Genomic DNA, 14,519 nt, shown 5'->3' with positions numbered 1-14,519 from the left:
AGCGGGTCCCTCATCGCTGCGCGATGAGCAAGTGAAGCGCCGCGCTTCGCTTGGCGCGCCCCTTCCGCTTCGCTTCAGGGGCTGTGGGGCCGGCTCGCTTCGCTCCCCGGTCCGCGCGATGCGCGGGCGTTCTCTCCGCTTCGCTCCGTGAACGCAGTGAGCGGGCCTCGCTTCGCGATGCCCTGATGGGCTGCCACTTCGTGGCTGCCCATCAGGGGTTCCGCTTCGCTCCACCCCCGGCCCTTCCGGCTTCGCCTCCAGGTCCAAAAAAGGCCCGCTGCCGCGGGCCTGGCCGGCTATGGGGGCGGGGGTGGCTCCCATGGTGTATGTGACGGGTCGTGATCACACCTGTCCGTGTATCCCCGGGTCGGGTCTTCCCCTTCCCTGCGCCATCATTCTCTAGCCCCTGCCCTCAGCGTTCAGAACAGCTGTCAGGTACCGCATCGAATCCGGTGAGCACCCGACCAGCACAACAGCATCACCGTCGCGGCACTCTGCCACCTGCCAGCCGTACTGAACCAACCTTGAATCCGTACGATTCTTCGACCGGACTCGAACCAGCTCCCACTGCGCTGCAGAAAGCGGACTGCGATGAAGCTCCCTGAACTCCGTAGGAGTGACATGAAGCGTCGACCCCGCAGCCCAGAGATGAACCAACACCCCGTCCCGGCAGTACGAACGGTCACCCAACACGCAGGCAACGAAACCCACCTCCGCCCCCTCTGCGAAACCCCGAGCCTTCTTCCTAGCTCTACGCCTCTCATCACCCCAGCTCAGCGCACCACCGGCCACAAGATCCAGCAAAAAGCCCAGCACACGCCACCCCCGGCAACCCCAACCTTCCAACCGGAATCCAAACAGGCGCAGGCAGAGAGCGCACCCCCTTCCGAGGCAGGAGTGCGGGAGACGAACACTGCTTCCCATGCCATAACGGGCTGCCACTTCCCGGCTCAACGCGAAGGATGGCCCCGGTCGCGTGCGGATTGCCGATGGCGCTGCGGATCGATTGGCTATCAGGAGGCACACCCATACAAGGACATCCGCCCCAGCCACCAGGGCCTGACCAGTTCCGGCACCGTCACTGACCCTCCATGCAAGTAACCCCGCGCTGATGCTTAGCATCGGCCCGCAGGCCCGCTGAGCCCATCGCCGGCCTGGCCTGGTCCACTCCGGTGGGCTGTATGAATCAGAGCTCTGTCTCGCAGCCGCCTCCCTCAACAAAGGCCACGTCCCCCCTACCGCCCCGAGCGCCCCCTCATACTCAGCCATCATGCGAGTTGGCTGAGCGGGAAGGGCGGGGCCGCGTGTACAGATGCGGACTGACCTCCAGTGTGGCCGTGTGCTTCATTTTGTAAGCCAAGATAAGCTATGGACTCAGAACACCCCATCGATGAGTCGCTCCGGGAGATACTCGATCCGTTGCAACGAATCATCGGGGGCTCTAGCAAAGCGGACAGCAGCGCACGTGTCGGTTCATCCTCAGGTCTCATGCCTCCTCGCGGTACAGGCGGACTATTTTCCGCCGCTTGGAGCGACCACGGGGACCACGTCATCAGGGAAGGCAAGCGAGATGTCGCGCACAGGCCGAATTGACCCGCGTGAGGCGGCGCAGCAGGAGGCTGTCGAGGCGGTTGTTCGTGCTCTCGAATTGCCTGCCCGGTCGCTCGTGCCCGAAAGGGGGCTGCGGACGCAGGTGATCATGGCGACCGGGTCCGGGAAGACCCGGGTCGCGGCCCGCAGTGCGGACAAGCTCCGTGCCGGCCGCGTCCTCGTGCTGGTCCCTTCGCTGGATCTGCTGACGCAGACCGAGGCCGCGTGGCGGGAGGCTGGCCGGACAGGCCCGATGATCGGGATCTCGTCTCTGCGGGGCGAGGATGCCGGCTTCCCGAACACCACGGACGTGGATGAGCTGGTGGAGTGGGTGCGGCCGTTCGACAAGGTCACCGTGTTCGCCACGTACGCCTCGCTCGGGCTGGGCACGCTGGAGCGAGCGCACACCGCGGGCCTACCAGGGTGGGACCTGATCGTCGTGGACGAAGCGCACCGGACTTCGGGTCGGATCGGGAAACCGTGGGCCGTTGTCCACGACAACACCCGCATCCCCGCCCTGCGACGGCTGTACATGACCGCCACGCCCCGTCTGTGGCAGCTGAACGAGGACGCCGGCCAGGGGGCGCCTGCGGAGTTGGTCGCGAGCATGGACGATGACCCGGATGGGCCGTTCGGCAGCAGGGCGTACACCCTGACCCTCTCCGAGGCGGTGGACAGGGGCATCTGCGCCCCGTATCAGGTCGTATGCGTCGACATCGCCGACACCCAGCTCCAGGCCGCGCAGCTCCTGGGCGTGGAGGGCCGGTCGGACGAGATCCGCGGGGCCCGACTGGCCGCCCTCCAGACCGCCCTGCTCAAGGCATCCTCGGAGGAAGGTTTCCGCCGCACGCTGACCTTCCACCACATGGTGAAGGAGGCTGAGGCGTTCGCGGCTGGCCTCCCCGACGTCGCCAAGAAGCTGCACGACACGGATCCGGAGCTGTACCCGCGCACGATCTGGGCGGACTGGCTGTGCGGGGAACACAAGCCGCTGCACCGGCGCCGGGTGCTCGACGAGTTCGCGGCCGGGATCGCTACCGATGGGGCCGTCGTAGAGAAGGGGTTCCTGGGGTCAGTGAAGGTCCTGGGCGAAGGGGTCGATACCCGCGACTGCGACTCCGTGTACTTCGCGGACGTACGCGGCTCCATGCCCGACCTCGTCCAGGCGGTCGGCAGGGCACTGCGGATGCAGCCCGGCGAAGGCAAGATCGCCTCGCTCGTGGTGCCGGTGCTCCTCGGGCCGGGTGAGACAGTCGACAACATGCTCACCAGCCGGGCGTATGGCGGGCTCGCGAAGCTCCTGGAGGCGCTCAGGGCGCACGACGCCCGGATCGTGGAGCGGCTCGCAGAGCAGCAGGCCCCCAGCGCCTACAAACCCGTGCAGGGCCAGAAAGGCGAGATGGGCGAGGCCGGGGAAGGCGAGGTGGAGGGTCCGTCGGTGCCTGCGCGGGAGCTACTGAAGTTCTCCGTGCCGCGTGATCCGGCGCAGCTGGCCGCGTTCATCAACCTGCGTGTCCTCAACCCGGAGAATGAGCACTGGCGGCGCGGTGTCGAGGCCGCCGGCATCTACCACCGGCTCCACGGTGATCTGAAGGTTCCGTTCACCTACCGCGTTCCCACGCCCGACAGCCACGAGGACGACGAGGTCCAAGAAGTCGAGGAGGTGCAGGAGGGCCAGGGCGACGAACCTGGAGCGTGGCCCGCCTCGCTCGCCGGATTCCCCCTCGGGCAGTGGACGGCCGACGCCCGGCGCTTCTACGCCCGCGGCGCCATGGACGAGGACCGTGTCGCCCAGCTGGAGAAGCTGGGCATGGTCTGGTCGCACTACGACATTGCGTGGGACGAGGGCCTCGCCGCGGCGCGCGGATGGGCGGCCCAAGCCGGCCACCTCCTGGCCCCCACCGATGCCGTGTTCCAGGGCTACCGGGTCGGGATCTGGCTGAAGAACGCACGAGCCGCAGCCCGCAGGGCGGCAGAGAATGAACGGCAACGTGCCGAAGGGCTGACAGTGAAGTCGTCGGCCGGGGCGCTGACGGAGACGCGGCGTGAGCAGCTGGAGGAGATCGATCCGTCGTGGTGCCCGGCCTGGTCGGTGGAATGGCAGCGCTGCTTTCACCTCGTCCGGCGCCACTTGGAGGCCGGGCACCCGCTGCCCATGGAGCCCGGTGGCGTGATGGACCAGGGCGAGGATCTGGGGCGGTGGGTACGGGCGCAGCGGCTGGGATTCGACAAACTGAGCAGCGTCCAGCAATGGATGTGCGAACACATCCTCGGAATCACCCCAGCCTCCGACGACGAAAGGCCGAAACCGCGGACCAGCCAGGCCCAGAAATGGGCGATCAACTACCAAGCCGCCAAGCAGTACTACGAACGCGAAGGACACCTCCACGTCCCCAGAAAGTGGATCGAAAGGACCGTCGGCGACGATCGGGTGGAGCGGGAGCTTCGGCTCGGAGCATGGATCAACAACCAACGCAGCAGGGCCTCGACACTGTCCCCCGAGCGTGTCGCGCTGCTCTCCACCATCGGCATGCGATGGACGTGACGGTGAGCGTTGCCGTCGCTGCTGCCGCCAGTCTCGCGGCCGGCTATCTGCTCGAAGGGCTGCGCCCGTGGCAGCGGTCAGGCAGCTGGGCTGGGTTGCCGATCAGGTCCGCTTCACCGAGCCGTGGGCCCCGGATCTCACCCGCTCGTCGGGGATCTGAGCGCGGACCAGTCCGGACCGGCCCCGGGACGGGACCGGCCGCCGCCCCGGACGACGTTCGCGCTGCGGCACGAGACCGTCTTGCCGGCGATCCCCGCGCAGCGTGTCGGCGTTGATGACGAACCGTCGGCCGACATCCTTCAGCAGGCCTTCCGGGACCCGGACCATCGAGTGGGCAAGGCGGGTGCCAAGACCGGGAACTCGGGCTTAGCGGAGGGGATCTCCTCGGGGGCGTCACGGGCGACGTCGGCGTATCAGGGCGAGCGTAAGTTCCGGGAGGGCCCGTACGACAGCAACGACGTCTGTCCGGTGGGCTCTGCAGATGGCGCCGATGCAGACGGTGGTGACGCAAAGCAGTCCGAGCCCAATGATGAGGGCTGAGGCGAAAGCGATGTTGTCCATGGGGTCTCCTGGTTGAGGGCGTACGGGGGCAGGACGGTGGGGTGCGGAGGAAAGGCCCTCCCATCTCGGACAGCTCGATGGGCGTCCGGTGGGTGAGAGGGAGGTGCAGGCCAACAGGTGGGGCGTCTGCATTCAAGTGAATCGGGCTGGAAGCGGATTCGCCAGCAAGGTAGGCCAGGCTTACCTGCATTCAGGGGAGTTGGATACCTACTGAGGTTTTCGTGTTGTCGTCGGGTGTGACGGTTTCATGATCCCTGCGATATGCCAGTGAGGTGAGGTATCCAGAGGGTGGGGGCCCGACCGCTGAGCGTCGGGCGTTTCGTGAAGGGATCCGCCTTCAGACTGGGCAACGCTTCGCGGCGGGTGAGAAGACGTCGGTGATCGCGTAGGACCTGCGAGTGAGCGTGCGGTCGGTGGAACGCTGGCGCCGTGCGTGGCGCGAGGGCGGCATGGAGGGCCTGCGCTCGGTGGGTCCGGCGAACTCACCGACCATCACCGATGCCCAGTTCGCTGTGCTGGAGGAGGAGCTCGGCAGAGGCCCGGCAGCACGCGGCTTCGACGACGAGCGCTGGACCCTGGTCCGGGTCCAGGTGGTGATCCGCCGGTGTCTGCGAGTGAGCCTGTCGGTGGCAACGGTGTGGCGGCCGCTGAAACGGCACGGCTGGTCATACCCCCACCGAGCGTTAGGTGGCTGATGCGCGGCGCCGGCATCCGGGCGGCCGCCGCGTGCCAGGCGTTCTCGGCCTGGGCCGCCCGGCTGGCGGTGTCCTGGTTGCCGTGTGTGGGCAGTGGCCCGGCAGACCCACTGCCGCCCCGGAAGTTCCCGGTGGGGCCGGCATAGGATCGCCGGGTGACCCGTGCCGCGACCCTTGCCGGACTGTTCGACGATCTGGCCGACAGCTATGACCACGATCACCACGAGAGGATCGCGGACGCTCTTCTCGCCCGTGCCCGGCCGGGTGCTTACGATGCCGTCGCCGATGTGGCCTGTGGAGCCGGGGCGGTCGCCCTGCGTCTGGCCCGTGCCCGGCCGGACAGCGCTCCGCCCGTGCTCGCGGTCGATATCTCGCCGCGCATGATCGAGGCGGGGCGCGGCCGGGCGGTTGGAGGGGTCGTCGACTGGCGGGTGGCGGACGCTGTGCCGCTGCCTGTGCCCGACGGTTCGCTCGACGCGGTGTTCTGCGCGTCCTCGCTGCACTTCCTGGGCTGCCGGGCCCTCGCCGACTGGCGGCGCGTCCTGCGTCCCGGCGGCCAGGTCGCGTACTCCCTGCCGCTGGCCGGGCACTTCCGTCCCTCCAGCCGCTTCGCCGCCCTGCTCGCTGCGGACGTGCCGCTCCCGGCCGGCCCCGAGGACGCCGTCGACTGGGCCGTCGGCCACGGCTTCACCGATGTCACGGCCCAGGTGGCCGTTTTCGGCGACCGCCGGGTGGCCGTCACCGCGGCCCGGCTCCCCGAACACCCCTGAACAGCCGGGTTGCCGTCCGGGCCCGTACGTACAGCGGCGGGGCGACGCCCTGCGCGCCGAACTGTTGCCGCCCGCACGGGCGGCCGCGACGTTCCGCACGCGGTGGCCGGACCCGGTGACCCGCACGGTGCCCGCCGGGGGATCCGGGGCGCCCCGGATCCCCCGGCGGGGGCCGCGGAGACTGCGGGTCCGTCGGTACCGGTCGCGGCGGCCCGGCCATGTTGTCGCCCTCCCCTACCGGAGGCCCCGCGGCGAAGGCTCCAGATAGCTGTCGCGGTCCGTGTCCCAGTGCCGTCGCGGGGATCCCGCAGTGGGCTGTTCATGCCGGATACACACGGGCTGGCGGCGATGCGGGATCTGATCGACTCATGGGCCCGTTCCTGGACCACATGATCTCAATGGCCCCTCCCCCAGGCAGCGCTGAAAGCCTGACCATGTGCCTCGAACCGCTCTTCGGCAGCCTGCACGAGCCACTCATGGAACGGCTCGCGCAGAGCCCGGACATTCTTCAGATCAATCCCCCGCGGGTCCGGGGCCGCTGACAGTGGCCCCGGACCCGGCGGATCTCCGCCGGCTCTCCAGGACCGGTAGTTCGGCGGGGTCCGGATCCAGGAGACTCCGCTCGATCAGGAGCAGCGAGCGCAGCCACGTCCCGTCTTCTCCCAGTGAAGGGCGGCCTGCGGGGGCGGTGACCCAGTAGACCGGGTTCTTGGCGTAGTTCTAGATGCATCCCTCGTCGGCGGCTCCAGTGGGATGCCGGTGAAGTGGGCGGCGGGGAGGGGCGCCGGCTGCCAGGTGATGGTGTGCAGGTCGATGGTGTTGTAGTCGTCGATGAAGGCGGCGCTGTCGCCGTGGTCGAAGAAGAATTGCTCCAGGACGTCGTCCGGGCACCGCAAGGCGGCCACCGTCGGATCGGTACGGAAGGCCGGTCTCGGTACCTGCACCGCGGCGCCCCGTCGTCTTGGCACCGCCTGCGTCGCCGAGTACCGCTGCTGGGGCTACGCCTCGCAGGCCAGGTCGTGGGTGGGGAGCCGTCCCGTGCGCAGGTAGGCATTGACGCGCTCGTCGACGCAGGAGTTGCCGTACTCGCCGTACATGCCGTGCTGACGAGCCCCCTCCACGGTGAGCAGCCGGGAGCTCGGCCACTGCTCGCGCATGGCCTCGGCGCCGGCGTAGACGGTGCGGGGGTCGCCGGTGGCAGCGACGAGCAAGGCCGGGACGTCGTTGTCGAGCACGGTCGGCGCCTCGGCAGGCTGGTCCCAGAACTCGCAAGGGGTGATGTGGTTGGCCAGCGGTCCGGCGAGGGGGAACCGCTCACGCGACGCCTCGACCGCGTGCCAGTAGCTGCCGACGCCGCGCCGCTCTGCCACATCGCCGCAGACGATCGCGGTCATCTGGCTGGCGGAGGCCGAACCCGCCCCGGTCAGCAGGAACTCCAGGCGCCCGGTGAGCTCTTCGGACGGCTCGACCGGCTCCCGGTCTGCAGCGCGCGCCAGGAGACGTACGGTCGCGGCGAGATCGGCGCGCTGGTTGTCGAGGTCACTACCGAGGCCCCCGATGAAGAAGAAGGGGAGCACGTGCTCGTCCAGCAGATAGGCGTCCCCAATCTGCAGCGGCTCCCGAGCAGCAGCGTCCAGGATGTGCTGCACCGTCGCCAGGACCTTGCCGCGCGTAGCGCCCAGCCCGTAGGTGTCGTGCCGTGTGGCGGCCCAAGACGCCCATGCGCGCAGGGCCGCCTCGTTGGCCGCCTCGGCGCCGTGCAGCAGCGTTTGGCTGTAGCGATCCGGGGAATGGACGCCGTCGAGCACCATACGGTCGGTACGGCCGGGGAAGAGCTGTGTGTACACCTCACCGAGGTAACTGCCGTAGGAATAGCCGAGGTAGGAGAGGGCGTCCTCGCCGAGAGCGGCGCGGATGACGTCCATGTCGCGGGCCGTGTTGCGGGTGGTGACATACGGCAGCACGTCACCGTGGGCGCTCTCGCACCGCCCGGCCAGCTCGCGCGCGACGGCGACTTCCTTCCGGTACGCCGCCAGGTCGGCGCCCGCAGAGCGCAGGGGTGCGGAGCCGAGGTCCCAGCCACAGTCCAGCGGGGTACTCCGGCCGACGAAGCGCGGGTCCATACCGATCAGGTCGTAGCGGTCTGCGACCTCTCCCATCACCTCCGACTTGGTCAGTGGCATCTGGAGGCTGGGGCCGGCCGGTCCCCCGTCGTTGAGCAGCAACGGACCGACGCGGTGGGCGGTATCGGTGGCCTTCAGACGGGATACGGCGACGGTGATGGTGCGACCGTCGGGGTCGGCGTAGTCAAGCGGCACGGTGATGTCGGCACAGTCGGCGCGGCAGCATCCAGCGCCTGGCCCGTCTCGTCGTCGGCGTCGAGGGCGCAGGCGTGCCAGTCGACGTGCTGGCCGTGGAAGCGGGCGAACGGTTTCGGGTCAGCGGCGGTGGCGCTGTTCGTGGTGGCGGTGAGCACCGCCGCGCACACCACGAAGGCCGCGAAGTGTCGAGGTTTTGACATACCCGCACGCTAGGGCGGCGGACACCTCAGCGCACTCCGGGAAACCCCCGAAGCCACATGGGGTTGCCCCCTAGAGAGACTCACACCCGGCACCATGCCTCGTCGGCTCTCGGCCAGGCGGGCGGCGAGGTCGGGGCGCGGCTGGCGGATCTGGCACCGGCGTCGGACGGGGATGTGCCAGATCGAGCTGGCACATCACCCAACGCGAAGAGCCGCCACCGCCCAGGCCGCAGCAGTCCCCGAGTAGCCGCGTCCCGGCGGGATCGCGGGGCCGCGCCCGGTCAGACTGGTCGGGCAAGGCGCCGGTCGACGTTGACCCGGGCGAACTCGCTCCTCAGCCCCAGTTCGTCCGCGAAGGAGCGTGGCCGAAGACCACAATGGGATGGATCCCGGGACGTCGTTCCGCGATGGCCCGGATGGGCTCGGCCGGGTCGGTGTAGTGGTTGGCGTGACGTGCAGGTAGTGGTCGCTCTCCCCGAAGCCCAGGGCGTGGTACCAGGCCAGGGTGTCGGTGTCGTCCCGTGTCCAGGCGTCCACCGTGGTCGCCCCCGCCGAGCGGGCCCATTCCAGGGTGCGTTCCAGCAGGTGCTGTCCCAGCCCACAACGCCGGTGGTCCGGGTGCACTGCGACGGTGTCGATGGTCGCCACTTGGCTTTGAAGGAGCCGTTGAGGCCCTTGGCCATCGCGTTGTCGTAGCTGTCGGCGCCGGACCAGGACGACTCATACCGAACTAGCGACAACCTCCTGCACCCGGCTCGCCTGGTACGTGATCACCGTAGATCAGGTCACAGTCTGCTGCCTGCTGCTGTCGTCGAGGGCGCCCCCGTCAGCTGCCCGGTACGTCGGCAAGGAGCTGTGAGATCAAGCCGTCTGCCGGCAGCGCGTACTGCCGGCAGGCGGAGAGACTCAGTGGTCGTTGACGAAGTTGACAGCGTAGGAGCCCTGGCCGCCCTGGCCCTCGAAGGTGAGGCCTATGTTGCTGTACTCGTGCAGGTTGTACCTGCCGCCCTGACTGGCCCGGTGCGTGACACACGTTCCCTTGCCGGTCGAGACGGTCGCCTTGTAGTGACTGATGTTTAGACGATGTCCTACGTGGCGGTGGCTCGTTGAAGGGCCCATGGGGCAGACCCCCGCCGGCACGCGCCGTGCCGAAGGCTCGGTACGAGTCGGTACGGGACCCGGGTCCACCGCGGCGCCCGCATCCCGCACGACAGCGCCCCCTCTCGTCACACGTCAGGCCGCTCGGTGAGGAAGGGCACCACGGTGTCCAGAAACTCCGCCTGCCTCTCGACGTTCGCCATGTGCACAGTGGGCAGGACGGTGAACCGCACGCCAGGGATGATCGCGGCGAGTTCCTTGCCGTGGTCGGCCGACGTGACGGTGTCGTGCTCGCCCGCGATGACCAGTGTGGGGCGGGAGATGAGTGCGGCCGTGCGGCGCAGGTCTGAGTCCCGGACCGCAGCCCAGCTGCCGGCGACGCCCTCGCGCCGCGTGGCGAGCAGGGTGCGGCGGAAGCCCTCGACAACCTCGTCATCGCCCTTCAGCATGCGGTCCGGGAACCAGTTGCCCAGGAACATGTCCGCGGTGGCCCGCATGTCGGGGGCCTCGAGGAGTTCGGCGATCGGCCGATCCCACTGACTCGCCGGGCCGAGGTGCGCGGCGGTGTTGGAGAGCACCAGCCGGTCGACACGCTCCGGGACGTGGATCCCCAGCCACTGCGCGACGATTCCGCCCAGGGACAGGCCGAGCACGTGCACCCGCAGCAGACCCAGAGCGTCCAGCAGCTCCACCACATCGCGCCCCAGCCGGTCGAGGGAGTAGGGACCGGCAGGGACGTCGGAGGCGCCGTGGCCTCGCGCGTCGTAGCGCAGCAGTCGGAAGTGCTCGGTCAGGGCCGGTACTTGGCCGTCCCACATGTGGAGGTCGGTTCCGATGGAGTTCGAGAGCAGCAGCACGGGCTTTCCCGCGTCGCCGTCGAAGCGGTACGCGATGCGGACACCGTCCCCGGTGGTGACGGTGGAAGGGGTTCGAGAGGTCATGTCAGCTCCAGTCGTCCAGCGGCTTTGCGCTCAGCCTAGGAACGCCGACTGCAGACATCCATGACAAAGATCAGACAGGCATTGTAGGTTTCCCGGACGATGTCGAACTTCACGCTCCACGAGTTGCAGTGCTTCGACGCCGTCGTGCGCGGCGGCGGCTTCCAGGCAGCCGCCGACCTGCTGCACCGTTCGCACCCTTCCGTGTTCGCGGCGGTCGCCAAGCTGGAACGCCAGCTGGGACTGACCCTCCTGGACCGCTCGGGCTATCGGGTCCAGCTCACCGAGTCCGGGCGCGCCTTCCACCGAAAGGTGCGCGTCCTGCTGCACGAGGCCGACGAACTCCACACTTACGCCGCTCAGTTGGCGATGGGTGAAGAGGCGGAGCTGCGCGTGGTGCTCGGAGACCTGTGTCCGTTGCCGCCGGTGCTGGAGATGCTCAGCGGCTTCTTCGCGCAGCGCCCGCAGACACGGCTGCATCTGCAGTTCGAGACGGTGACCGGTCCCTGGGAGCGGCTACGGGAGGGCGAGGCCGACCTGATCGTGCATCGCGTCCCCAAGAGCGACGTGCGCATGGAGTGGATTGACCTCGGCCGCGTCGCGCTGGTGCCCGTCGTGGCGTCCGGCTTCCTGCCCTTCCCCCTGGACACCGACATCACGCCGCAGCGGATGCAGGCCCTCACCCAGTGCGTGGTGCGGGACTCGGCGCACCACCCGTCCGAACCAGGCCACTTCCTGGTCGAGGGCGCACCCCGGACCTCGGTCCCGGACCACGTCATGAAGAAGGAGCTGATCGTGCGCGGCATGGCATGGGGGCACGTGCCGAGGTTTCTGATCGAGACCGAGCTGAGCGACGGAAGCCTGCTCTCCATCGCGGGCCAGCACTTCCCCGGAGTGGTCGAGGAACTCTCGGCCGCCCGCCGGCGCGACCAGCCGCACGGACCGGTCGCCGACCAACTGTGGGACTTCCTGGCCCGCCGGGCACCACTCCTGAACCCGACGCTGGGCCGCGTACCCAGCGCGAGGAAAGCACCCTTGCACGACACGTGACATGGGCGACCAAGGGGCGAGAGGCAGGGTGACCTGGAGAGTCCAGCTCATCGTCTTGGCGGCGGATGATGTCCGGATAGTCGGGCCGACGCCCTCCCGGACTGAGACGTCGACGGCTCTGATCGCCTTCCGGGCTATCGGTGTCCTACGTGGGTGGCGGCTCGTTGAAGGAGGCATGGGGTGGGGTACGTGGAGTTGGATTGTTCCGGACGGGTTGTGGGAGATCGCTGAGCCGCTGATCCCGCCGTCGAAGGTGCGGCCGCAGGGCGGGGGGACGCAGGACACGCCCGATGAGACGCTCTTCGCGGCCATCATCTACGTCCTGGTCAGCGGGTGTGCCTGGCGGATGCTGCCACCATGCTTCGGGGTGTCGAAGTCGACCGCGCATCGCCGTTTCATGATCTGGACTCGAGCCGGGGTCTGGGGCCGCCTACACGAGGCGATCGTGCATCGTCTCGATGACGCCGGCCTCGTCGATGTCTCCCGCGGCGTCCTCGACTCCGCCCACGTAAGGGCAAAAAAAGGGGGCGAACACACAGGTCCGAGCCCCGTTGACCGGGGCAAGCCGGGTTCCGAGATGCACATCCTGTCGAACGCGAACGGTCTGCCCCTCGTCGTCGGGATCTCCGCAGCGAACGTCCACGACAGCCAGACACTGAAGCCGATGGTGGCCGGTCACCAAACGAGACACGACTCCTACCGAGGCCGCCACTTCAAGCCCCAGCGCCTCCACGCAGACAAGTCATACGACATACCTGAACTGCGCAGATGGCTACGAGGGAAGCGCATTGGGGTGCGAATCGCACGCAAAGGCGTCGAGTCCAGCGAACGATTGGGCCGGCGAAGGCGGGTCATCGAGCGCACCATGTCCTGGATGACCGGCTACCGTCGACTCAGCCCACGCTACGAACGAATATCGCGCCACTACCTGGCCTTCCTCGGTCTCGCCGCCGCCCTCGGCTGCTACAAGCGACTCATCCGCCTCACCACGTAGGACATCGTCTAAGACGTCGTTTCTTATGGCTGCGATGCGGAGTGGACAGCTTCCGGGAAGCCCAGCTCGTCCAGCAGCGCGTCGAAGAGCTCCTCCACGAAGGTCTCCTGTGCGCGCAGCAGTTCTTCGATCCGAGGCTGCTGCGCCACGGCTTGGAGACCGGCTGCTGAAGCCCACATGAGAGCGCCTTCGGCGTCGGCCGGTACGTCCGCATCGAGCTCTGCGCGCTTACGTCCGATGGCCTCGTCGAACTCCGGGGTGGCCAGCCACAGGCTCACGTCATCCACGTACTCGGGTTCCTCAACGAGGAGAGCAGCGGCGTTGTCGAGGTTGAGCCATGCCTGCCAGCGCCGCCCGCTCCGTTGCGGCCTGCCGGGCCGGCTACTCAATCTACTTCACCAGCCTCGACGACATGGTCCGCAACCTCAAAACCGCCGAGGAGACCGGACGGCTGACCAGCAAGCTCGGCACCTACCTGCGGCCCAGCGTCCTCGTGGTCGACGAAGTCGGCTACCAGCCCCTCGAACGCGCCGAGGCAAACCTGGTCTTCCAGGTCATCTCCAAGCGCTACGAACGGGGATCCATCATCCTGACCTCGAACAAGACCTTCAGCAAAGCGCACACGTTCCGGCGAACCCGTGCGAGGTGCCGCCGAATGTCAACGAGTTCGGCTTGGGAACTCGTCGCGTGATCAGTCGTCTGTGAAGGAGAGGCAGACTGCGGTGGACTCGAGTACCACCTGGTCTTGGGTGAAGCAGTCGGCCTGCTTGGTAGCCACCTCGGCGCCGCAGCTCCCGCAGACGACATTGGGTCCGTTGGTGCCGCTGGGTCCCTGGCAGCAGGCGCTCAATCGGTCCCAACCGGAGTGCAATTCGGTGCCGACGACATCGTCGGGATGAACCACAAAGCCGGGGATGTCGATGGTGAACTCGCTCAGCCGGAAGTTCGGGGCATAGGTGCCGCGCGGCATCCGGGGTGGCCGTGTCCGGATGCCGGGAGTCTCGGAGGGTGGGACTGGCGACGGAACTTTGATCTTGGTGACCGGTATGGTGAGCGGGCATCGGCAACGGTCACACAAGAAGCGCGGCATGTTGCTGATTCTGCAGGTCCCAGATCAGCTCTGAACAGCGATTTTGAAGCGGTCACGGCTCCACCAGGCGGATGGCATCGACGTGGTCGGCGAGGTAGATCATGACGCCTTCAGGGTCCATGCCGAGGGCTGCTGCGACGAGCTTGGGATCGAGGGTGTTCACCAGGTCTGCGAGTCGGGTGCTTCGCAGGGTTCGGGGCGGGACGCCGCAGGGGTCCAGGAGGTGGCTGACATAGGCGGTTGAGGCCGGGGCCCGGCCGGTCTTGGTGATCCGGGTGACGATCACGTGGGGGTTGTCGGTGCTCTGGTCCGCGCGGTGGGCCAGGCAGCGTTGGAGTACCGACCAGCTGGCCGGGTCCATGGGTACTGGATGCGGCCGTCTGCCCAGGCGGATGGTGCGGCTGCTGGGGTCGAGGTCGTCCACTCGCAGGAGCCGGACCTCACTGCTGGAGGCCGCGTGGAGGAGAGCCAGGACCCCGAGCAGTGCCTCGTGCGGGTGCGCGTCGGTGCCGGTGGTCCAGCGGCGGAACAGCTGGCGCTGCCGGTCGACGGCGACGGTGGTGCCGCTGAACCCTGACGGGCACTTGGCCTTCACTCCCCGGGTGGGGTCGATCAGCACGACCTTGCGGGAGCAGGCGAAGCGGAAGTACTGCCGCAGCACGGTCAG

Annotated in this window: 12 protein-coding genes and 1 pseudogene; 6 read left to right on the top strand and 7 right to left on the bottom strand. The window is 68.2% G+C overall.

Features of this window, described 5'->3' with window-relative positions:
* Window positions 1–1,570: 1,570 nt before the first annotated feature.
* The 3 genes from AB0L33_RS05540 to AB0L33_RS05530 all read left to right on the top strand — a co-directional run bounded on the left by AB0L33_RS05540 (window position 1,571) and on the right by AB0L33_RS05530 (window position 6,161).
* A complete protein-coding gene (locus AB0L33_RS05540) occupies window positions 1,571–4,135 on the top strand; it encodes a Helicase associated domain protein (RefSeq protein WP_365677930.1) in 2,565 nt (854 codons plus the stop codon).
* Window positions 4,136–5,109: 974 nt separating this feature from the next.
* Window positions 5,110–5,391 (top strand): winged helix-turn-helix domain-containing protein, encoded by a 282-nt coding sequence (locus AB0L33_RS05535; RefSeq protein ID WP_365677883.1) that lies wholly within the window; start codon window positions 5,110–5,112, stop codon window positions 5,389–5,391.
* 155 nt (window positions 5,392–5,546) lie between these two features.
* A complete protein-coding gene (locus AB0L33_RS05530; protein WP_365677881.1) occupies window positions 5,547–6,161 on the top strand; it encodes a methyltransferase domain-containing protein in 615 nt (204 codons plus the stop codon).
* 998 nt (window positions 6,162–7,159) lie between these two features.
* Here the strand turns inward: AB0L33_RS05530 and AB0L33_RS05525 are convergent.
* From AB0L33_RS05525 to AB0L33_RS05510, 4 genes are all read right to left on the bottom strand, one after another.
* Window positions 7,160–8,479 carry an alpha/beta hydrolase gene (locus tag AB0L33_RS05525; protein ID WP_365677879.1) on the bottom strand — a complete coding sequence of 440 codons (1,320 nt, stop codon included), beginning with the start codon at window positions 8,477–8,479 and terminating at the stop codon, window positions 7,160–7,162.
* Window positions 8,419–8,682: a hypothetical protein gene (locus AB0L33_RS05520; RefSeq protein WP_365677877.1), complete on the bottom strand. Its 264-nt coding sequence runs from the start codon at window positions 8,680–8,682 to the stop codon at window positions 8,419–8,421. Before AB0L33_RS05520 ends, AB0L33_RS05525 begins: the two co-directional genes overlap by 61 nt.
* Before the next feature lie 195 nt (window positions 8,683–8,877).
* Window positions 8,878–9,306, bottom strand: a complete 429-nt coding sequence (locus AB0L33_RS05515) for a GNAT family N-acetyltransferase (RefSeq protein ID WP_365677928.1) — start codon at window positions 9,304–9,306, stop codon at window positions 8,878–8,880.
* A gap of 602 nt (window positions 9,307–9,908) precedes the next feature.
* Entirely contained in the window at window positions 9,909–10,721 is an 813-nt protein-coding gene (locus AB0L33_RS05510; RefSeq protein WP_365677875.1) for an alpha/beta fold hydrolase, read from the bottom strand.
* 99 nt (window positions 10,722–10,820) lie between these two features.
* On the opposite strand from AB0L33_RS05510, the gene AB0L33_RS05505 reads away from it, so the two are divergent.
* The gene (locus AB0L33_RS05505) at window positions 10,821–11,768 is read left to right on the top strand and encodes a LysR family transcriptional regulator (RefSeq protein WP_365677873.1); all 948 of its coding nucleotides are present in this window, start codon (window positions 10,821–10,823) and stop codon (window positions 11,766–11,768) included.
* A gap of 175 nt (window positions 11,769–11,943) precedes the next feature.
* Window positions 11,944–12,762, top strand: coding sequence for an IS5 family transposase (locus AB0L33_RS05500; RefSeq protein ID WP_365677871.1), 819 nt, complete (start codon window positions 11,944–11,946; stop codon window positions 12,760–12,762).
* 23 nt (window positions 12,763–12,785) lie between these two features.
* Here AB0L33_RS05500 and AB0L33_RS05495 read toward each other — a convergent pair whose 3' ends face one another.
* Complete coding sequence (locus AB0L33_RS05495) at window positions 12,786–13,049, bottom strand: hypothetical protein (RefSeq protein WP_365677869.1); 264 nt, start codon at window positions 13,047–13,049, stop codon at window positions 12,786–12,788.
* 71 nt (window positions 13,050–13,120) lie between these two features.
* Here AB0L33_RS05495 and AB0L33_RS05490 point away from each other — a divergent pair.
* Window positions 13,121–13,378, top strand: a pseudogene (locus tag AB0L33_RS05490) (ATP-binding protein); the annotation flags it as partial.
* A gap of 75 nt (window positions 13,379–13,453) precedes the next feature.
* Here AB0L33_RS05490 and AB0L33_RS05485 read toward each other — a convergent pair.
* Both AB0L33_RS05485 and AB0L33_RS05480 read right to left on the bottom strand, forming a co-directional pair.
* Window positions 13,454–13,732, bottom strand: a complete 279-nt coding sequence (locus tag AB0L33_RS05485) for a hypothetical protein (RefSeq protein WP_266301130.1) — start codon at window positions 13,730–13,732, stop codon at window positions 13,454–13,456.
* 172 nt (window positions 13,733–13,904) lie between these two features.
* Window positions 13,905–14,513 carry a hypothetical protein gene (locus tag AB0L33_RS05480; RefSeq protein ID WP_365677867.1) on the bottom strand — a complete coding sequence of 203 codons (609 nt, stop codon included), beginning with the start codon at window positions 14,511–14,513 and terminating at the stop codon, window positions 13,905–13,907.
* Window positions 14,514–14,519: the final 6 nt, after the last annotated feature.

Origin of the sequence: Streptomyces sp. NPDC052299 (genome assembly GCF_040679335.1) — a bacterium.
Taxonomy (GTDB): Bacteria; Actinomycetota; Actinomycetes; order Streptomycetales; family Streptomycetaceae; genus Streptomyces.
The sequence above is the reverse complement of the archived record's forward strand: the minus strand, read 5'-3'. Positions and strand labels throughout refer to the sequence as shown.